Annotated in this window: 11 protein-coding genes; 10 read left to right on the top strand and 1 reads right to left on the bottom strand. The window is 39.0% G+C overall.

The window, feature by feature from the left end; genetic code table 11:
- Positions 1 to 214: 214 nt before the first annotated feature.
- The 9 genes from RIV7116_RS25055 to RIV7116_RS34190 all read left to right on the top strand — a co-directional run bounded on the left by RIV7116_RS25055 (position 215) and on the right by RIV7116_RS34190 (position 17,170).
- Entirely contained in the window at positions 215 to 2,650 is a 2,436-nt protein-coding gene (locus RIV7116_RS25055) for a CHASE2 domain-containing protein (RefSeq protein ID WP_015121126.1), read from the top strand.
- Positions 2,643 to 3,419, top strand: coding sequence for a hypothetical protein (locus RIV7116_RS25050; RefSeq protein ID WP_015121125.1), 777 nt, complete (start codon positions 2,643 to 2,645; stop codon positions 3,417 to 3,419). The genes RIV7116_RS25055 and RIV7116_RS25050 overlap by 8 nt, the downstream gene beginning before the upstream one ends.
- A gap of 130 nt (positions 3,420 to 3,549) precedes the next feature.
- Positions 3,550 to 5,358, top strand: coding sequence for a ShlB/FhaC/HecB family hemolysin secretion/activation protein (locus RIV7116_RS25045; protein WP_015121124.1), 1,809 nt, complete (start codon positions 3,550 to 3,552; stop codon positions 5,356 to 5,358).
- A 189-nt stretch (positions 5,359 to 5,547) separates the two neighbouring features.
- Positions 5,548 to 8,748 carry a filamentous hemagglutinin N-terminal domain-containing protein gene (locus tag RIV7116_RS25040; RefSeq protein WP_157229330.1) on the top strand — a complete coding sequence of 1,067 codons (3,201 nt, stop codon included), beginning with the start codon at positions 5,548 to 5,550 and terminating at the stop codon, positions 8,746 to 8,748.
- A gap of 172 nt (positions 8,749 to 8,920) precedes the next feature.
- On the top strand, positions 8,921 to 11,620 hold the full coding sequence (locus tag RIV7116_RS25035; protein ID WP_063721473.1) for a CHAT domain-containing protein: 2,700 nt from the start codon (positions 8,921 to 8,923) through the stop codon (positions 11,618 to 11,620).
- A 504-nt stretch (positions 11,621 to 12,124) separates the two neighbouring features.
- Positions 12,125 to 12,604: a hypothetical protein gene (locus RIV7116_RS25030; RefSeq protein ID WP_015121121.1), complete on the top strand. Its 480-nt coding sequence runs from the start codon at positions 12,125 to 12,127 to the stop codon at positions 12,602 to 12,604.
- Positions 12,605 to 12,870: 266 nt separating this feature from the next.
- Positions 12,871 to 14,388 (top strand): calcium-binding protein, encoded by a 1,518-nt coding sequence (locus RIV7116_RS34195; RefSeq protein WP_015121120.1) that lies wholly within the window; start codon positions 12,871 to 12,873, stop codon positions 14,386 to 14,388.
- A gap of 319 nt (positions 14,389 to 14,707) precedes the next feature.
- A complete protein-coding gene (locus tag RIV7116_RS25020; protein ID WP_015121119.1) occupies positions 14,708 to 16,327 on the top strand; it encodes a vanadium-dependent haloperoxidase in 1,620 nt (539 codons plus the stop codon).
- Positions 16,328 to 16,663: 336 nt separating this feature from the next.
- Positions 16,664 to 17,170: a hypothetical protein gene (locus tag RIV7116_RS34190; RefSeq protein WP_157229329.1), complete on the top strand. Its 507-nt coding sequence runs from the start codon at positions 16,664 to 16,666 to the stop codon at positions 17,168 to 17,170.
- Between the two features lie 519 nt (positions 17,171 to 17,689).
- Here RIV7116_RS34190 and RIV7116_RS37485 read toward each other — a convergent pair.
- Positions 17,690 to 19,357: a calcium-binding protein gene (locus RIV7116_RS37485; protein WP_015121117.1), complete on the bottom strand. Its 1,668-nt coding sequence runs from the start codon at positions 19,355 to 19,357 to the stop codon at positions 17,690 to 17,692.
- Between the two features lie 676 nt (positions 19,358 to 20,033).
- Here RIV7116_RS37485 and RIV7116_RS25005 point away from each other — a divergent pair.
- The gene (locus tag RIV7116_RS25005; protein WP_015121116.1) at positions 20,034 to 21,656 is read left to right on the top strand and encodes an AAA family ATPase; all 1,623 of its coding nucleotides are present in this window, start codon (positions 20,034 to 20,036) and stop codon (positions 21,654 to 21,656) included.
- The last annotated feature ends 79 nt before the right edge of the window (positions 21,657 to 21,735 follow it).

Raw genomic sequence — 21,735 nt, 5'->3', positions numbered from 1 at the left:
TAATCTTAGAGCGGAATGGGAGTATCATAAAAAACTTGTGTGCTGGAGATAACTAATATAAGGTTCGGTTAATTACTTTCTATATATTTGAGAAGCACTCTTGTTTATTACCAATTACCAATTACCAATTACCAATTACCAATTACCCATTACCAATTACCAATTACCAATTACCACCCCTCATAAATATGATAACTGTTTAACCGGACATGATATGAGAAACGAATATAACATTTTTAATCTCAAAATTCATAAATTTAAACAAGTTTGTTTATTTGAATTGTGCTGGGGAAAAGGACAAAGATTAACTGCTGAAATTAACTATCCAAACAATTTAAATCAATTACACCAACAATGGCAACAAGCATACTTGAGCTTTTATCAGTCAGATGCAATGCGGGGAAGGGCTATTAATGGTGGAGTTGCTGTACTTACTATCGACTGGCACGCAGAACTTGTGAAAGCGGAAGCCAAGTTAATGTATGAGTTTCATCGCTGGTTACGCAGTGTGGAATTATACGATATCCGCTCTCGAATTGCTGGTGCTTCTCAAGAATTGATCGACACATCCGATAAAACGCAAGTTGTACAAGTTTTTGTTACTTGCAACTCGATAGAATTGGAACGCTATCCGTGGGAAGTATGGGAAATGGGTAGCGAATTTGCCACAAATAGCCCGATTCAAATTATTCGCTCTTCTTTAAATATTAGCAAGCCGATAGAAACAACTTTTGAGCAAAATTACCGCAAACGTCCGAGAATTTTAGCAATTTTGGGTGATGATACTGGCTTAAATTTTCAAGTAGATAAAGATGCAATTAAACCAATTTTAAAGATAGCAGAGGTAGAATTTCTAAGTTGGCAACCGCAACAAAAACCTTCGCAATTTATCCAACAAATTAGTGATGCTATTACTGATGATAAAGGATGGGATGTGTTATTTTTTGCCGGACACAGCAATGAAACAGAAATAACGGGAGGGGAATTAGGTATTGCCCCTAATGTATCAATTTCTATCAACGAAATCGCCCCTCAATTAAGTGTTGCCAAACAACGCGGATTAAATGTAGCAATATTTAATTCCTGTAGTGGATTAAATATTGCTCAATCGCTAATTGAATTGGGCTTTGGGCAAGTTGTAGTCATGCGCGAACCAATTCATAATCGAGTTGCTCAGGAGTTTTTAGTTAGATTTTTGCAAGGTTTAGCTAAGCACCTTGATATCTACGAGTCAGTAGCACAAGCGCGGCAATTTTTACGCATGGAAAAGAGCCATACTTATCCTTCGTCGTACTTAGTGCCTTCCATATTTTGTCATCCAGGAGCAAAACTGTATCGCATTCCCCCCTTTCGCTGGAAAGATAGGCTGCGTCAAAGTCTGCCAAATCCTACGGAAGGAATATTGCTCACAGCAACTTTTTTCTTGGCAATATTCCCTCCGGTGCAAGATATGCTGCTGAATACAAGAATGCTCAACCAAGCAGTTTACCGCGATATCACCGCTCAAATATCAAACGAAGCACCACCAGTAACGCTGATAGAAATTGATAGTGAATCTATTTACCGCGCTCAACTACCTCATTCTCAACTTTTACCATTTAACCGCAGCTACATTGCTAAGTTACTCGATAAATTAACAACTTTAAATGCAACTGTAGTCGGAATCGATTTCATCTTCGATTCACCCCAAAAAAATCCACCATCTGGGGATAAAGATTTAGGTTTAGCAGTACGTCGAGCGGTAGATCAAAATATGTGGTTGATTTTCGGTGCAGTGCTTGAATTTGATCGAGAAATCGGTATAAATGAAGCGATTGGTATTACTAAATGGGATTGGACGTTACAAGCATATCTGAATGCAAATCCTTATATCCTTGAGTTACCCAAATCCGAAGCAGATTGTAGTAATACTTGCCCATTCTCCTATTTACTCTCGTTAGTGCAAACCGCAAAACAAGAAGCAAGCAATTTACCCCAACCTAATACTAATCGAACAACTAATTTACGCGATGAACTGCTTGATGTTATCGAACAAAATTCCAACAAAGGTAATTTATCTAATTTGTCTAAACTGTTAAAATTACCTTCTGAGTTTAGATTAGAAGCTTTAGAAGCTTATATTGATTATTCCCTTCCTCCCAAGCAGGTTTACACAAAAATTCCCGCTTGGAAATTACTTGAAAGCAAAAATATTAACGAGTTTCAATTGATTCCCAAACAAGTAGTTTTGATTGCAGTAGGTAGTGATGAAAGACTCGGATTTGCACTGGGTAAGCCTGATAGATCCATCAGCCCTCTTGCAATTATTTATTGGAATCATCGAAAAGACTGGTTGACTGGTGGTGAATCATTAGCTTACATGACGCATCACTTTTTAAGAAACCATTTATTAACTCCTATCCCCGATATTTGGATGATGGGAATTATGGTAATTTTTGGCAAAATTACAGCTTTATTCCTGAAAAAAAAGTCACCTTTTACTCCGAAATTACGTTTAAAAATTATTCTTACTTCTTTAGGAATAGTGATGTTTTACGGTGTTGTATCATTACAGCTTTATATTACTACAGTAGTTTTAATACCCTGGCTTTTACCTTCAGTAGTATTCTTAGGTTACATCATACCGTTGACAAAGAATAATCATGTCTAATTTAAAAGGCAAATATTACAAATCATTGCTTAGTTTAGGACTTATTTCGATGGCGATCGCCTTTGTCCCAGCTTTAACAAATGTTAACAACACAAACATCGCCATAGCTCAAACTAATCGCCAACAAAAACCAAACAATCGTAAACCCAAATCTAGCAATCGCCAATCTCAACCAGTCAAAAAAATCAAACGCTGGATAAGATCGATTTGGCAACGTAAACCCAAAAAGACATTAGGTGCGCGCTCTGGTATCTGTTCCATTGCTCCTGGTTTAGTGGAAGCACGTATAATTTGGCACGATAAACCATTGTTTTTATGGCATAGTATTCTGCAAAATCAAGAAGCTCGGTTAATTGTTCGCGAGCGTCATAGTCAAAAATCGTTGTGGATGCAAAAAGTTAATCTCAACGATAAAAAAGCTTTCTACAAGGGACAACCTTTAAAACCAGACAAGCTTTATCAATGGAAATTAGAAGGAACTACTTCTTCTACTCCCTGGACAACATTTCAAATCGTCACAGCCAGCCAACGCGCTCAAATTCAAGCAGATTTGCAAGCATTAAAGCAAAAAACGCGAGACATAACTTCACAGGAAATAGCTCTGAGAAAAGCCGAATACTTTCTTAATTACTCAGTTACACCTCTAAGCAAAAACCATCTTTGGGCTGATGGATTGCAGGCTCTTTATCAAGTTGAAAAACCATCTCCATCTTTTGTTCAGAAAAGAGAAGCATTTGTTCGCAATATATGTACGCCAGATGAGGAGTGAGGGAGGGAGGGAGGGAGGGAGTGAGAGAGTGAGGGAGTGAGAGAGTGAGGGAGGGAGGGAGGGAGTGAGGAAGAAAATAAAAAATCATCATCACATTACCCTATTACCCATTACCAATTACCAATGCCCAATGCCCAATGCCCAATGCCCCATTTCCAATGCCCAATCAAATATCATGGTTGCGAAATCATCACGAAATTTAACAATATGGTGTTGCTATCTAAGCTCATTTGTTTTACCAAATTTGCTGATACTTCCACTATGTAAGGCACAAACTGTTAATCCGGATTTGCCATCACCGCAAGATGTTCAGCCACCAACACCGCAAACAGCGCCAACGCCCAGGCTTCCGGTGCCACTACCACCACCTTCAGAATTGCTCGAACCTTCTACACCCAATATTGCCCCTCCGCAAACCCTACCTGACATTCCCGATACTGTAATTATTCAGAAATTTGAAGTTGTTGGTAGCACGGTGTTTAGCGAAGAAAAATTAGCTGCAATACTTAAACCTTTCACCAACAAACCTATTACTTTTGAACAGTTGTCGCAAGCTAAGTCGGCAATTATTCAACTTTATATTGATAACGAATATATTACATCTGGAGCTTATCTTCCGGTAGGGCAAGATATTGAGGATGGTGTAGTTCAAATAGTAGTTGTAGAAGGAAAATTAGAAGAGATTCGCATCGCTGGTAATCAACGCTTGAAATCTAGTTATATTCGCAGTCGTATAGCTAGAGGTACCAAAGCGCCTTTAAATAAAGAAAAACTCTTAGAATCCTTGCGATTATTGCAGATTAATCCCTTAATTGACAGCTTATCGGCGGAATTATCTGCTGGAACCCGCCCTGGTTTAAATGTATTATCTGTTGAAGTCAAAGAAGCTCCCTCCTTTGGGATTACAACAGGAGTTGATAACAATCGCTCGCCAAGTGTTGGTAGTTTTCGTCGTCGCCTTCAACTCAATCAAGCTAATTTATTCGGATGGGGAGATGGTTTAAATTTAGCTTATAGCAATACTGATGGTAGCAACACTTTTAATTCGGGCTATACTTTGCCTGTTAATTCTCGTAACGGAACTCTGAGCTTTAATTACAGCCAGACATCGAGCGATATTATTGAGCGTCCATTCAACAGGCTAGATATCGAATCTGGTTCGAGCAATTACGATTTAACCTTTCGTCAGCCATTAGTGCAAACTCCCACAGAAGAATTAGCTTTGGGTTTTACCGCTTCCCGACGAAATAGTGAAGTATCTTCCGAGGTGTTATCTCAACAAGGAATTTCACTTAACGAACTTTCCCCAGGGGCTGATGAAGATGGAGATACCCGTATTTCTGTACTGCGCTTTTTCCAGGAATGGGTGTCGCGCAACCAGCGCCAGATTGTGACTGCTCGCTCTGAGTTTAGTCTGGGAATTGATGCTTTGAATGCAACCGTTAATTCTGATGCTCCCGATAGTCGTTTCTTCGCTTGGCGGGGAGAAGCTCAGTGGACGCGATTGTTAGCTCCCGATACTTTGTTGTTAATTAAAGGTAACGTGCAACTGGCATCCGAAAGACTTGTAGCATCAGAGCAGTTTAGTTTGGGTGGCTTAGAAAACGTTCGCGGATATCGGCAAAATTTTCTTCTCCGAGATAACGGTGTTTTTGCTTCTGCGGAGGTACTATTACCAATCATCAAAGCATCTCAAATCGATGGGTTATTACAAATAGCTCCTTTTATTGACATTGGTACAACTTGGAATAATTCGGGTGCAGAAAACATCAATGATACTAATACCCTAGCATCAGTTGGTCTTGGCTTGCGTTGGCGGCAAGGCGATAATCTTTCCGCTCGTTTTGATTGGGGTATTCCTTTAATTTCTGTTGATAAGCAAGGAGATTCATTGCAGGAAAATGGCTTTTATTTTTCCGTGCAATATAGTCCTTTTTGAATTAAATGTTAAATTTTTTACTACAATAAACAATACACCATATCTTACCCGTGAAGTTAATTTTTATTAAGAAAAAATACAGAAGCAGTCCCAATGAAAAACATTTTTTTTATCATCATCTATGAAAGTTTTTTCTCCCCCTGCCCCCCCGCTTCCCCTGCTCCCCCTGCTCTTTCAAATCAGGATGGAATGAGAAAGTTAAGTAACTTAAATTGGTGTATTTTCTCAATAGCGAGTTTATGCGCCATAGTTTCTTCCATAAACAAAGTATCTGCTCAAGTTATTCGTGATGAAACTTTACCCAAAAATTCCGAAGTCAAAGTAGAAGGAAATATCAGCACTATTGAAGGTGGAACTAAGAGTAACGGCAATTTGTTCCATAGTTTTAAAGAGTTTTCCGTGCCTACTGGTAATGAAGCGCATTTTAACAATGCGGCAGACATTCAAAACATTATTACTCGGGTTACGGGTAAGTCGATTTCTGACATTGATGGATTAATTAAAGCAAATGGTACGGCGAATTTGTTTTTAATCAATCCCAATGGAATAGTATTTGGTGAGAATGCAAAATTGGATATTGGTGGTTCTTTTGTGGGAAGTACTGCTGATAGTATCAAGTTTGATGGTGATATCGAATTTAATGCTATAAACCCCGAAAATAAACCTTTATTAACAGTAAACGTTCCTTTAGGGTTACAATATGCTCAAAATCCCGGAAAAATTGAGTTTAAAGGCAAAGGTGAGCCTGAAAGAAAAATACCACGAGTAATTGAAGCAAAAACGGGCTTAGAAGTACCAGCAAATAAAACATTAGCTTTGTTAGGTGGTGATGTTTTACTTGAAGGTGCAACATTAAAAGCTAGTAGTGGAAGAATTGAATTAGGTAGCGTTACAGGAGAAAGTTTAGTTAGTATTGCAGCTATAGAAAAAGGTTTTGGTTTTGGTTTTGAAAAATTAGCAAATATTGGTGAAAAATTTGGTGATATTCGACTATCTCAAAATACAGCAGTTGATGCTAGTGGAAATGGTGCGGGTGATATACGGGTAACGAGTAAAAATTTTACTATTACAGATAATTCCGTAGTTGTGTCAACTCAAACAGGTACAGAGAAAAGCGGTAGTATAGTCATTAATGCCAAAGAATCTGTTAACTTTGACGGCATAAATGATACTTTTATTCCCAGCGGTTTGTATGCAAATAACGTTAGCAAAAATCGTACTGAAAATACGGGGAATATAAGGATTAATGCTCCGCAGTTCATAGTAAATAATCGAGCTACTATTGGTGCTAATGCTTGGAGTGCGGGTAACGGCGGAGATATTGACATCAAAACTAATGACTTAAGAGTTGAAGGTGGAGGAATAGTGAGTGCTGCTGTATTTGGTAATGGTAACGGGGGAAATGTAAATATTGATGCCTCCAACGTGCAAATTCTTGGTACTAGTAATGATGGTAAAAGTTTTAGTGAATTGAGTGTTTCTGCAAAAAAAAATTCTACAGGAAACACTGGAAACATGAATATTAATACTAGTAATTTAGAAGTTGCAGGTGGGGCACTTATCTTTGCCGGTACATCTGGTGAAGGTAATGGAGGGGATATGACAATTAATGCCACCGAATCGATAAAAATTATAGGTAGAGGTGGTAATGAAAATCAATTTACCAGTGGTTTATTTGTTGTAGCGAATGAAGAAGCAACAGGAAATTCAGGCTCTTTAACTATTAATACTAATAAGATGCAGGTTGAAAATTTTGCTTTTGTTAGTGCTAGTAATAATGGTAAAGGTAATGCAGGAGATTTGCAGATTACAACTAATGAATTATTAATCAAAGATGATGCGAGTTTAATATCCGGTGTCGAGAGTGAGAATAAACTGGCAGGGCAATTGACGATTAAGACTGGCAAATTACTAATTGAAGGTGGCTCGCGAGTAAATGCCGGAGCAACATCTAGTGACAAGGTAAATTTAGATATTGATGCCCAAGAAATACAGGTAATTGGTACGGGTAATAACGGTAAAACTCCCAGTCAGTTGAGTATTTTAATCCAGGATAACTTAATTAGTAATGCCGGAGAACTAAATATCGTTACTAATACCTTGTTAATTAAAGATGGGGCGTTTTTATTTACAGGTACATCTGGTAAAGGCAATGGAGGAAACTTAACTATCAATGCCGAAGATATCCAAGTAATTGGTTTTGGTGGTAATAATCCCGATAATAACAATCAGCCATATTTCAGTGGTTTATTTGCTACAGCAGAAAAGAACTCAATCGGGAATGCAGGGAAATTAAATATCAATACTAAAAGAATGCTTGTAGAAGATAGAGCATTTGTTAGTACCAGCACTAATAGCAACAATGGTGATGGAGGAGATTTAAATATTAATGCTAATAATTTACAAGTAAGAAATGATTCAAAGGTAGTTTCGGAAACCAATAGTAAGGGCACAGGTGGAAACTTGAAAATTACCACTAATAACTTGCTCGTTGAAAATGGAGGAAAAGTTAGTTCTGGTACTTCTGGTGCAGGCAATGCAGGAAATTTAACTATTGATTCAGATGCTATAAAAGTTAAAAATGATGAAGCTCAAATTACTGTAGAAAGTCAAGGCAGAGGAAATGCAGGAGTTTTAACATTAAATGCTCGCTCTATCAACTTAGATAACAACGCTTTACTTAATGCCAGTACGCAAAGTTCAGATTCCAGCAAAGAACAGGCGACAATTAACATTAACTCACGAGATTTAATTCTACATCGCCGCAGCAACATCTTCACCAACGCAAAAGGCGAACAAGTTATCGGTGGCAATATCAATATTAAGACGGATTTCCTAATTGCTGGAGAAAACAGCGACATCAGCGCCAACTCCGAAAACTTCCGTGGTGGTAATGTACGAATCGACGCTCAAGGTATCTTTGGTACAGAGTTTCGAGATCGACCATCCGATAGCACTAGTGATATTACCGCCACCGGAGCTAGTCCTGATTTAGCCGGTATTGTAGAAATCATCACACCCCAGAGTGACCCCAACAATGGTTTAGTAGAATTACCAACAATACCAATTTATCCTGAAATCGCCGATACTTGCTCAACGCCAAGTTACGCTCAAAGCAGTTTTACAATTACCGGGGCTGGCAGTTTACCACCAAGTCCCTTTAAACCCTTAACTGGTAATCTAAATCGGACATCTTTGGTAACTTTGGCAGGGGAAATAAAACCCCCAGTTAGAAGAAGCAGACAAGCTCCGAAGCAGAAACAGGAAATCAAGCAAATTGTAGATGCACAAGGTTGGGTAAGAACTAAAGACGGTAAAATCATCCTCGTTAAAAATGCAACCCAAAATAGCAATTTTCTCGCGATGAAAAATTCTGCCCATTGCAACTGAACAATTAGCAATAAATCAGCTAACAATCAGGAAAATGAAGAAAAAACTAACTATAGCGATTTTCCATTCAGTCTGATAAAAATACGCAACCTCACCCCTCTCCTTTCACCCCTCTCCCTTAACAAGGAGAGGGGAAGGGGGTGAGGTTAAGAAAACTAACTATTAACTAATCATGAAATCTACCAAAAGACACCACAAAGGTTTATTTCGATTTATTGCACCGATGGTATTAAGCGCACTTTTATGCATTACATTACCTGGTTTCGCTCAAATTCCATATTTAAGCAAATCTCCACCTATCCAAACTCAAAATCAATCGGGATTATTTCTCGAACAGCAAGCGCGATCGCACTACAGTAAAGGTGAATTTGATCGAGCTGCGAAGCTGTTACAACAAGCTATACAAAAATATGATGCTTCTTCAAATTCGATTCGTAAGGCTTTATCTTATAGCAACTTATCGCTTTGCTATCAGCAATTAGGAGAATGGAATAATGCCACGAATGCAATAGTGTCAGCAATTAATTTATTAACAAATATTGATAACTCTAACAATCAAATAGATTTAGCTTTAGCACAAGCCCTTGATATTCAAGGTGGTTTACAACTAGCACGGGGACAAGCAAATGCAGCTATCGAATCTTGGAAAAGTGCTACAGCTATTTACAGCCAGCAAAATAAACCATTAAAAACGCTTCTCAGTCAAACTAATCAAGCCCAAGCATTACAAAATTTAGGTCTTTATCGTCGCGCCATTACTTTACTTGAAACAGCTTTAAAATTACCATCCGGTTCCACGAATAATCCAGAAAAATTAACAACTCTTCTATCTGATATTTCTGTCTCTGAGGAAACCGCAACTGCTTTACATACTTTAGGAAACTCCTTGCGGGTTGTTGGTAATCCAAAACCAGCGCAGCTAGTCTTACAGCGCAGTCTTGATATTGCCAAACAGTTGAACTTAACCGAGATAATTACATTGTCGCAGCTTGCTCTAGGTAATATATTCCGCGCTCAACTGATGCAGGAGAAAGCAACAGATAATCCAATTGATTCTCAAGCAGCCCAAACCGTACTAAATTATTATCAACAAGCTGCCACGTCGGATTCGTTACATTTAAAAGTTTATTCTCAAGTCAATCAACTTAGCTTGTTAGTTGATACAAAACAGATAGATGCAGCCCAAAAACTGATACCGCAGATAAAACAGCAGATAAATTCATTACCTCCCAACCGCCATGCTATCGAAACGCGCTTGCATCTAGCTCATGCAATGATCAAGATGTCCAAACAGAAAAATATAATATCCTTGCGTGAAATAGCAGATATTCTAGCGATCGCTCTACAACAAGCACAAAATTTATCCCATCCTCGCTTACAGGCAAATGCTTCTCGTCTTCTTGGTAATATTTACGAGCAAAATAAACAATGGGTAGAAGCTGAAAAACTGACTCAACAAGCACTACATTTATCCCAACAAGAACACGCCACCGATATAGCCTATCGTTCGCAGTGGCAATTAGGACGCATATTCAAAGCCCAAGGTAAAACACAAAGAGCGATTGATATTTATCAACAAGCCGTCAGCAGTATAAAATCTTTACGAGCAGATTTAGCTTCAGCCAGTCCAGATGTGCAGTTTTCTTTTCGCGATGAAGTTGAACCAATACATCGTCAATTGGTAAGCCTGCTGGTAAAATCCAACCAAAAAGATAATTTCAAGAAAGCGCGGGATGTAATTGAAGCCCTACAATTAGTTGAACTAGATAACTTTTTTCGCGAACCTTGTTTAAAAGCTGAACCTACACAAATAGACAATGTAGATCGAACCGCAGCAGTAATTTACCCAATTATCTTAGAAGATGAATTAGCGATTGTTGCCAGTTTACCAAAATCTACCAGTCAATCTCAGCAAAAATCGCCAAACAAAGATAACCGAGATTTTCGCTACTATAAAACCCCTATAACTCGCAAACAAGTTGAACAGCTTGCATCTAACTTACGAGATGATTTGCAACAACCCACAGCTTTCGATTTAGCGCTTCCTCAACTGCAAAAAATTTACGACTTACTGATTCGTCCCGAAATTGCGGATGTTGCTGCTGCACAAGTGAGAACATTAGTATTTGTTTTAGATGGCGTTTTACGGAATATACCGATGGCTGCTTTGTACGATGGTAATAATTTTCTTGTTGAAAAGTATAGCATTGCCCTCACACCGGGACTGCAATTATTAGCACCCCGCGCCCTTACAAAAGCAAATTTAGAAGTTTTGGTAGGAGGGTTAAATGCAGAACGTCCTCCTTTTGCATCTCTACCTTACGTGAAACAAGAAGTAGAAACCATTAAATCAAAGCTGCCCAGTAAAGTTTTATTTAACCAAAAATTCACCAATAAAGCCTTTGAAACCAGAGTACCTGCCGTTTCATCTCCAATAGTACACTTAGCAACACACGGTCAATTTGGTTCCACAGCCTCAGAAACCTTTATTCTTACATGGGATGGCAAAATCAAAGTTAATCAACTCAGCAGCATCTTAAAAGTAGGGGAAATATCTCGCGACAACCCCTTAGAACTACTCGTACTTAGCGCCTGTGAAACCGCAGCAGGAGATGCTGATTCGGCATTGGGATTAGCTGGTGTCGCAGTGCGCTCCGGTGCGCGGAGTACCATAGCAACTCTATGGCGCATCAACGACGAAGCTTCCGCAAAGCTGATTGGTAAATTTTACGAACAATTAACCTCAGCTAATAATCCAGGAATTTCTAAGGCAGAAGCCCTACGACAAGCCCAACTGAATATTTTGAAAAACCCAGAATATCGAGCGCCATATTATTGGGCAGCTTATGTATTGCTGGGAAATTGGATGTGACACCTCATCCTCAATCCCTCTCCTTAGTAAGGCTAAGTAGCTGGACAAAAATATCTGTGTCATTGCGAGCGACAGCGAAGCAATCGCAAAACTCTAGGATTTCGTCGTTGTACTCCGTTCCACTCGCAATGACAAATATACAATTGATTCTGTCTAAGTACTTATGGTGTACACAGAAGTTTTCAAGTTTGTTTCACAGCCTTTAGATCCCCCCACTTCCCCCTTGAAAAGGCGGGATTTACATTAAAGTCCCCCTTGTTAAGGGGGATTTAGGGGGATCTTACGAGATGTGTGTACACGGCAGACTTAGTAATTTTCAGATTTGTAAGTTGGGCATTGCCTAATTTATTTTTTATTGCATGAGTATCTCTCAATCAGAAATATACAGATTTAGTTCAACAATGAGATATCCTAATTCAAAAAAATTTTCATTGATTTTTTTTGCATGAGTATCTCCCAAACAGAAATATAGAGAATTAGTTCAACGATATAATGGTATAAATCATGATGAACTTACGTAGCCACAAAATTAGTTTGAAAGCTGCTTTACTTACAACGACAGCTTTAGTTTCAATTTCGAGTGTTATCTTCCCTGTAAGTGCTTTTGCCCAATCCCAAAATCTAAATACAGATTTAGGATATCAAAATAGACCAAGATTGTGGGGAGATGTAAATCAAGATGGTAAACAAGATTTTTGTAGATTTGTTGGTAGTAGAAAAGAAGAATTTTTATCTTGTCATCTAGCACAAGGAAATGGATTTTCAAGCAACAAATACGGATTCAATTCAATTAAAGGAATAGATCGAGGTTATGATAATCTTCCTCAATGGATGCAGGATGTCAATAGAGATGGTAGGGATGATTTTTGTCGATTTGTCGGTAACGGTGGAGAAATTAAACCTGTCTGTAATTTAGCTAGAAAATCTGGTTTTGACACAAATCAATATACTCTTGATATATCAAGTAGAGTTAGAATTCCTTAAAAATTGTCATCATCATCTTAAAGAGATCCAATAAATAAATTGTTCCACCGTTTTACAAATATTCCAGAAAAAACCTAGACGTATAGCATTGTTGCTGAGGTTTGGCAACACTGATGGTGGGACAATTTATTACTTGTAAGTGCTATAAACTAGGCTTATACCTAGTTAGAATAAATCCAAAAAATTCCCCAACCTTTTAATTCCCATCGTTGCAATTTCATGATTGTAAATCGACAATTACATAGTTATTAAATGAGGAAAAAACAATGGAAGAGAATTTAACAGTAGAACAAGAATTAAAGCTTGAAGTAATCGCCGAAAGAGCGGCAAATCAAGCAAATGTGCGACAGGAAGCGATTTTTGAACCAAAACTAATAGAAACAGTAGATTTGCAATTAGATAAACTACGGCAAATTCAATCAGAAGAACTAAGACTTCTTGAAACCGAATTAACTTCACAAGAACAAGCTCAAATAAGAAACTTACAGAAATTAGAATTAGAATCTCAGCAACCAAAATCTCAGGCTTTAGAAACAACTACAAATCAAATATCACAAGCTCAACCAGGGAATTCTCCAGAAGCAAGTACAAATCAGATCGCAACATCTGAAGCAAGGGATTTTCCAGAAGCATCTACATCATCTCAAAGTAACGTTTCGCGTTTTAATTCAGGAATTAAAATAGGAAGTCCTAGCCCAGACATACTAAATGGTACACCCGCAGATGACCAAATTCTTGGTCTTGCTGGTAATGACACAATCTTTGGTAACGATGGAAATGACGCTATTAGTGGAGGCAGCGAAAACGATTTTATCGATGGAAATGCAGGAAATGACCTTATTTTCGGCGATGCTAGTTTTAGTGAAAATTTAGACTTAACCGGAATTGGCAATGATACCCTCAAAGGCGGTGAGGGAAACGACAATATTTTTGGTCAAAACGGAGAGGATAAGCTTTTCGGTGGAACTGGAAATGACTTACTTTCTGGTGGAAATGATAATGATACCCTCAAAGGTGGCAAGGGAAATGACCGAATTTTTGGTCAAAACGGTGAAGATGAGCTTCGCGGAGAAAGAGGAGATGACGTTTTAGAAGGTGGAGATGGTAACGACTTAATTTTTGGGAATCAAGGAAAAGACACTCTTTATGGTGATAGTTTTGCGGGAGAACCATTTTCAACTGCCAGTGGTAATGATACCTTGATTGCTGGAGGTGGTGACGACTTAGTTTTTGGCGGTAAAGGGAACGACAATCTGAAAGGAAACAGAGGAAAAGATGAACTGACTGGCGGGCAAGGCAACGATTTACTCTCTGGTGGAAGAGGGCAAGATAAGTTAATTGGTACTGATACTGTTTTCTTTGCTCCTCAGCAATTTGGATTTGGTACTGGTGAAAGAGATACCTTAACTGGTGGTAGAGGTAACGATACCTTCGTATTGGGACTTGCGGAAGCCAAGACTAGGCAATCTGACGGTACCGACGGCACAGTTGAGGATGTGGTTCTCTACGATGATGGCAATATTAATAATAATGGTACTCAAGGTTACGCTTTAATCAAAGATTTTGGCTTTGTAGGTGACACGGTGATTCGTGGCGTAGATAAGATTCAATTAGCAGGTTCGGAAAGTATGTATTCTTTAGGTACATCTCCTATAGATGGTACTTACGGTACGGGAATATTTCTTGACGAAGGGCAGAATACACCCGAATTAATTGGTGTTGTTGAAGGAATATCTGCTGATACTCTGAGTTTTCATGATAGTACTCAATTTGTTTTTGTTTAATCTTGTAATTAGCTATTAGACGATAGGACATTGCAAGCATTTGAATATAGTTTTCAAGTAATAAATGATAGATACAGGAATGGCCGCAATTGTCACAAAGCTTGGGTGGTGCGTGACACTACAAACCTTATTACTACGTTGATAATCAGTCAAAATGTCACAGCACCCTACAAGAAAAATATGCCAGTTGCGGTCATTCCTAAGATAATCAGAACCAGTATTAATTATTACTTGAAAACAAGATTAATTAATGCATATAAACCTGGAGATTAATAGCTAATCAAATAAACCAAAACATGATAAAAAAGAGGAAATACTGATGAAATTTGCAAATTTAGCCGTTGATTTTGGTGAAGTAATTCAAACACCGACAATTTTTCCGGACGAACAAGGTAAGGTAGAAGTTACGATTACAAATCAAGGGAATACCAATTTTAATGGTCCTTTAAACCTCAAACTTTATGCTTCTACCGACAACGAATTAGATTTAAAAAATCTCAACAAATTAGACGATGTAAGTACAGATCAAAATGATTTACTCAAAGGAACCGATGAACTTTTAGGTACTCTCAAACAAAACAATATTTTCTTAGCTCCTGGAGAATCTCGGACTTTGATCGTAGATTTTGCTGGTTCGGATTTTCGTACAGCAAGCGTTGTTTCACCAGGTTTATACTATCTGTTTGCAGAAGTGGAACCAGCTAATAACATTACTGATATTGATGTAAGTGACAACCGAAGCAGTACATTAATTACTCAAGGTGACGCAGTTATCCAATGGAATTCAATTCTTTTAAATACCATCCAAGCCACTGGAAAAAATCCCGCTGATGGAACTCCACCTCCTATTGCTGCACGGAATCAAGCAATTGTTCACAAAGCTATTTATGATGCAGTCTTAGCAGCTCCAACTACATCTGACGAAGCTGCGGTAGTGGGAGCCGCTTCTCAAGCATTAATCAAATTGTTTCCCACACAAAAATCTACAATTGAAGGTTTCCTAAATCAATTTCTCCAAGCAATTCCCGATAGTGAAGCCAAGACAAATGGTATAAATATAGGACAGCAAGCTGCCGATTTAATAGTCAACCAAAGAGCTACCGATGGCTATAATACGGCACAAGTACCCTTTACACCAGGAAATGGTATAGGGGATTGGCAATTCACCTACAGGGATGGTGAAACGACAAATAGCAAAGAAGGTGATATAGACGAAGCACTATTACCGAATTGGGGATTGGTGACTCCATTTGTTTTAGAAAGCGGCAATCAATTTCGTCCGTTTACATTCCCACAATATAATAGTCCCTTTTATGCCCAACAGCTTAATCAAGTCCAAGAATTAGGGGCAGAAAATAGTACCGTTCGTAATGCAGAGCAAACAGAAATAGCACAATTTTGGGCATACGATCGCAGTGATTCATTTAAGCCCCCAGGGCAATGGAATCAAATTGCTCAAGAAGTTGCATTGGACAAAGGTAATAGTTTAGAGCAGAATGCCGAGTTATTTGCAGTGCTTAATACTGGATTAGCGGATGCAGGTATTACAGCATGGGATGCGAAATATGTATACGATGAAATTCGTCCCATAACTGCGATTCGAGAAGCAGATAAAGATAACCATCCTAATACTATCGCCGATCCAACTTGGGAACCCTTACTAGATACTCCCCCATTCCCCGATTACATATCCGGACATTCTGTTTTTGGTGGCGCAGCAAGTACAATTTTGGCTCGCTTTTTTGGCGACGAAACTAGTTTTGAGATTCCTTCTCAAGAATTACCGGGGGTTTCTCGTTCATACGGTAGCTTTTCCCAAGCTGCTTATGAAAATGCCGATAGTCGTCTTTTTGGTGGCGTTCATATTAACGCAGCCAATATAGACGGAGTAACCGTAGGGCAAGATGTAGGTAACTTTGTGTTTGATAACTTTGCATAAATCGAACCGAACACCAGCATTCTCAACTAGTCTTTAAAACCACCTTAGAATAAATTCCCAGGCTTAAAAACAAAGTCTGATAAATCAGACTGGGTAAGGAGTTTAGTGCGTTTTAACGTACTTTGTATATCAGCCTTGAAATTGATTTCTCTGCGAGAAAGCCTCCGGCTTACAAGGCGGTGTTTGGGCTTAACAACAATGGCGCAAGATTTGAGATAAATGAAATTTAGTAAAAGGAGGGATATGATGTCCGGTTAAAGCCTTGTCATATCGATGGCACAAGTCACAAAACAAAAAGAACAATTTCTTACATTATTTACATCAGAGAGAATAATCATGAAAAATCATCAACAACCATCCCGTTTTATCGCAGAGATAGCTTTTGGTACGATTATCGCTGCAACTCTATTTATTCCTGTAGGAAAAGCTCAAGCATCGAATAATGCGATTCAAACAAATAACACAATAACAATTGGTTCGCCTTCAAATTTAGAAGCATCTGAAATTAAGTCGCGTCAAATCAAATCGCCAAAACTAATTGCTCGTCGAACTGTAAACTTAAGCGGACGCTGGCGTGCTTCGGATGGAGGAACTTACTATCTCAAACAGATTGGTAATGAACTTTGGTGGTTCGGCGAAAGTCCGAATCAAGGAGCTACTTGGAGTAATATTTTTCACGGTCAAATTCAAGGCAAACAAATTGCTGGTAAATGGGTAGATGTTCCCAAAGGTAGAAATAATTTGGCTGGTGAGATTACCTTGAAAGTTCTTTCCCCCAATCGACTCAGAGCCGTGAGAAAAACCGGTGGGTTTGGTGGTAGTGTTTGGATACGTATTCGTTAGATTAAAACTACTCCCTTCCTGGTAAAAGATTACCTTTGATATTAATTTCTTGGCGTTGCCGATCGCAAGTATGATTTGCCCCCCAACCCCCAATTTTGGGGGAGAAATGTATTTTAAATAGAACCAATGAAGGGAGATTTAGGGGGCTAGTACTCTGGCAAGCCACAATTGCCGGGTAAGGGCAGGCAGGGGGAGCAGGGGAAGCGGAGGGAGCAGGGGGAGAAAAAACTTTTTATTTCCACGCTAAACCCAGCAAAGTTCGCTTGGCGAACCACTAGTAAATATAATAGGACTTACGCATCTGGCACATTTTACTGTAGGGTGCTGTGACATTTAGATCAATTTTCAACGTAATAATAAGACTTGTGATGTCACGCACCATCCAAGTCTTGTGACAATTGCGTAAGTCCTAAAATTCATATTTCAATTGGGCATTGCCGATTTCTTTGTAGAAAGCATCAAATCCACAGCCCGAAAACTGTGGATTTGAATGTATTTATTGAAAGGAGCTTATCTATTTTAGACAAAGTGGATATCGCTATAGCTATAGTTGTCGGCTACGACTGCAACTATATCAAAACTGGGGAAAGGAATAAACAGAGATGATTCAAGGCTGTTTTGTGCAACTTGTGTTTCAGCACCAAGACTTAATGTACTGGAAATACCATTGTTTTTAATTATGTCATTAACAGCGCTGTCTGCTACAGAAGAATCTAAATCATTATTGAGCGATGTCTTTCCACCAGTCAATAATTCATCGCTGGCTGCTTCGTATGGAAGAGGATAAGGTTTGAAGTAGTTGCTGACAGCTATGAAGTTTCTTCCAAAGATATAGCTCTCGGATTTTTTCAGTTGCAGTTTATCTTCACCCGCTTCAAAATCAGTAATGAAAGCGAAGTCATTCAAGCCGAAAAATCCACCGCCTCCGGTATAGAAAGCACTTTTCTCATTTCCTAGGACAAATTTATCTGCATCAGTACCCCCGGTGAGAATATCTACCTCGTATCTGCCTGGATTGAAACTCTTGGAATCAACACCAATTAGAGTGTCTTTACCAGCTAAGCCGGAAATGTTATCGTTTCCTCTTCCACCTTCAAGGATATTATTTTTGCTGTTACCAACAATGCTGTCAGCTTGTGAGGTACCAGTAACATCAACAAAGTTCTGAACTTGGAATTTTGCCGAACCAATGCCTGGAATACCGTTAACAACTAGACTTTCCTTGGCAAGGTTAACATTAAATGATGTTGTCGTACTCTTACCAGTAGAACCATCAATAGCGTTAGCTCTTCCTTTAGCTCCAACAATCTTTTCTATGTTGAGAATTTGGTCTGTACCCGCAAAGCCCTTATTGACAATCCCGGCAGCTTCCAAGGTAATTGCTCTACCTAGATGAGTATAGTCAGCCGTATCAAATCCACTACCACCATCTAAAACATCCTTGCCAGTGCCACCAATTAAAGAGTCGTTGCCACTACCCCCTTCTACAATATCGTTACCGTCGCTAAATCGAGAAATAAAGATATTGCCTTTATTTCCTCCACCAATTACATCATTACCAGCACCACCGCGCACGGTATCGTTTCCACCGAGTCCGAAAACTGTATCATTGCCTCCTCTACCATCAAGAACATTATTGTAGTTATCGCCGAAAATTGTGTCGCCTTGTGAGGTACCAATGACATTCACAAAATTCTGAACTTGGAATTTCGCTGTACCCAGCCCTGGGATACCATTGACAATCAGACTTTGCTTTGCGAGGTTAACATTAAATGATGTTGTCCTACTCTGCCCAGTAGAACCATCAATAGCGTTAGCTTGTCCCTTTGCGCCAATAATAGTTTCGATTTCGTAGAGTTGATCTCTGCCAAAAAATCCTTTATTTACAACACCTGCGGCTTCTAGGGTAACAGCCTGACCTAGATTACTATAGTCAGCAGTATCTTTACCAGTGCCTCCCACAATAATATCGTTGCCAAAACTCCCGAGGATTCTATCGTCTCCTGATAAAGCAACTACAAAATCGTTTAAGAAAGTGGTAGGGATGTAGTCATTAAAGGGAGTGCCAATAATTATGTTGTAGAAAAGCGATAAATTTGGTGTATATAAACTTGAAGGAACAGAGGATTTTAATAGTGATTCGTCAACAGAGGATTTTAATTGTGATTCGTCAATGATTGTTTTCATGTTTTGATTATTTTAGATTTGATAAATTGGTTTTATTATTCAGGTAAAAACAGATTAAACTTTGCATCAATCATCATATTGGTGCGAGCAAAAAATATATTTGATATAACTCCAATATGAAACTGAAAGCTTTGAAATGATAGCTAAATGTCCAAAATGCTATTGTATTTGTTGCAAATAAGAGGAAGTTCTTGTGTCTATACACAATATAAGCGCACATAGTGGATTTCAACTAGATTAGTATGTGTCATTCTTATTTTTATTTAGTGAAGAAATAATAAAGAACATTGAATCTAGCTGTGGCTTTACTTAACCAGAAGCACTTTCATCGTTGTGTATTGAATCGAAATCCATATAAACACGGGCAATTGCTGGGGGTAAATTACTCAAACCCACTCGTTTTCAATAAATATGATGGGTGAAAGTAGGGAGAGAGGGGGGAGAGGGAGAGAGGGGGGAGAGGGGGTAGAATAATTTAATGAACGTGAATAATGACGTAAAAGTGTAAACATTGGTGTAGAGCAAGTGAAAGCTTATGGTGTTTTTGTGAAACTTTCGAGAAAATATAAAATTTGCTTGGGAAAGCTATTGGCAATTTCCTAGAAACCGAATAAACTGAACTAATAAGTACATATGTTCTGCGATAGCGTTTTCACCAAGTCTGGGTAAGGGTGTGATGACTAATTTTCCTGAAAAACAATCAGCAGAAAGTAAGGAAATTCCTAACTTTGAGCTTGTCGAGCAAATAGATTTGATGATTCGAGCGCGGTATCCTCTACTATATATGGTTGCCGTGGAAGAAGAGCCTTTAGAAGAGGTTTTATTTAAGGTTGCTGCGCTGTCGCAACCAGCGCGTCAGGTATTGTATTGGGATGTCGTGCGGGGTTGGAGCGATAACGGTGCGGATAAAGGCTCTGTGATGCCAGCGCTGGCTCGCATTGGTAAAACCGACACCCAAAAATCGATAATATTCGTGTTGCGGGATTTGCACCCCTATATGAAAAATCTGACTACGGAAAAAAGTGCGCCGATTGTGCGGGAGTTGCGAAATTTAGCCAGAGAATTGAAGCGCAGTCGCAAGTCGATTATTCTTACCAGCCATACTTTAGAAATACCTGAAGAATTAAAAGAGGAAGTTACGGTTGTTGATTTTCCTTTACCCGATGTAGAGCAAATTAATTATTTAGTCGAGCAGTTGGTGGTACCCGAAAAGCTGAAATTAGCAGGTTTGGCGCGAGAGCAATTAGTAAAAGCCTGTCAAGGATTGAGTCGGAGCCGGATTCAGCGAGTTTTGGCGAAAGCTTTGGCAGCAAAACAGCAGGTTAATGAATCTGATATTAGTGGTGTTTTAGCAGAGAAAAAACAAACTATTCGCCAAACCGGAATCTTAGAATTTTTCACACCTTCCGAATCTTTGAAAAGAGTGGGAGGATTAGATCAACTTAAACAATGGGTGCAGTTGCGTCAAGATGCTTTCACCGAAGAAGCGAGACGGTATGGAATTCCCAATCCTAAAGGAGCATTACTTGTAGGAATTCAAGGTACTGGTAAATCTTTGAGTGCAAAAACCATTGCTCACGAATGGCGATTACCGTTATTAAGACTCGATACCGGGCGTTTATTTGGCGGAATTGTCGGGGAAAGTGAAAGCCGGGTGCGTCAAATGATTCAGCTTACCGAAGCAATGGCACCATGCGTCTTATGGATGGATGAGATAGATAAAGCATTCGGAAATATTAGTAGCGGTGTTGATGGAGATTCCGGTACATCGCGACGGGTATTTGGTAGCTTGATAACTTGGATGCAGGAGAAAACTAGTCCAGTATTTATTGTTGCAACCGCGAATAACGTGCAAATATTGCCAGCAGAATTGTTAAGGAAAGGAAGATTTGACGAAATATTCTTCTTGAATTTACCCACCGAAGCCGAAAGACAAGACATTTTAAAAGTTCATATTCAGAAATTACGTCCCAACCGAGTGCGAGATTTTGATTTAACTTTATTAGCAAGTAGAACAGAAAATTTTAGTGGTGCGGAGATAGAACAAGTAATAATTGAAGCAATGCACAATGCATTTTCTAGTAAACTTAACGGACATCGCCGGGACTTTATTACAGAAGATATTCTTAGAGCTATAGAAGTTACCGTACCTTTGGCTTCTATTGCAAAAGAGCAAATTGATGCATTAAAACAATGGGCTGCTCAAGCAGGAGCGAGGAGTGCATCAAATGATGTGCAGTTAGTAGAAGAATTGAAACAGTATAGCTCCGGAGGGATTTCTCCTTTGGAAGTCGATTGAGATTAACAAGGGAGGGGGGAGAAGGGGTAGAGGGGGTAGAGGGGGGAGAAAAAGTTAGGAGTTAGGAGTTAGGAATATC

The organism is Rivularia sp. PCC 7116 (assembly GCF_000316665.1).
Taxonomy (GTDB): domain Bacteria; phylum Cyanobacteriota; class Cyanobacteriia; order Cyanobacteriales; family Nostocaceae; genus Rivularia.
The sequence above is the reverse complement of the archived record's forward strand: the minus strand, read 5'-3'. Positions and strand labels throughout refer to the sequence as shown.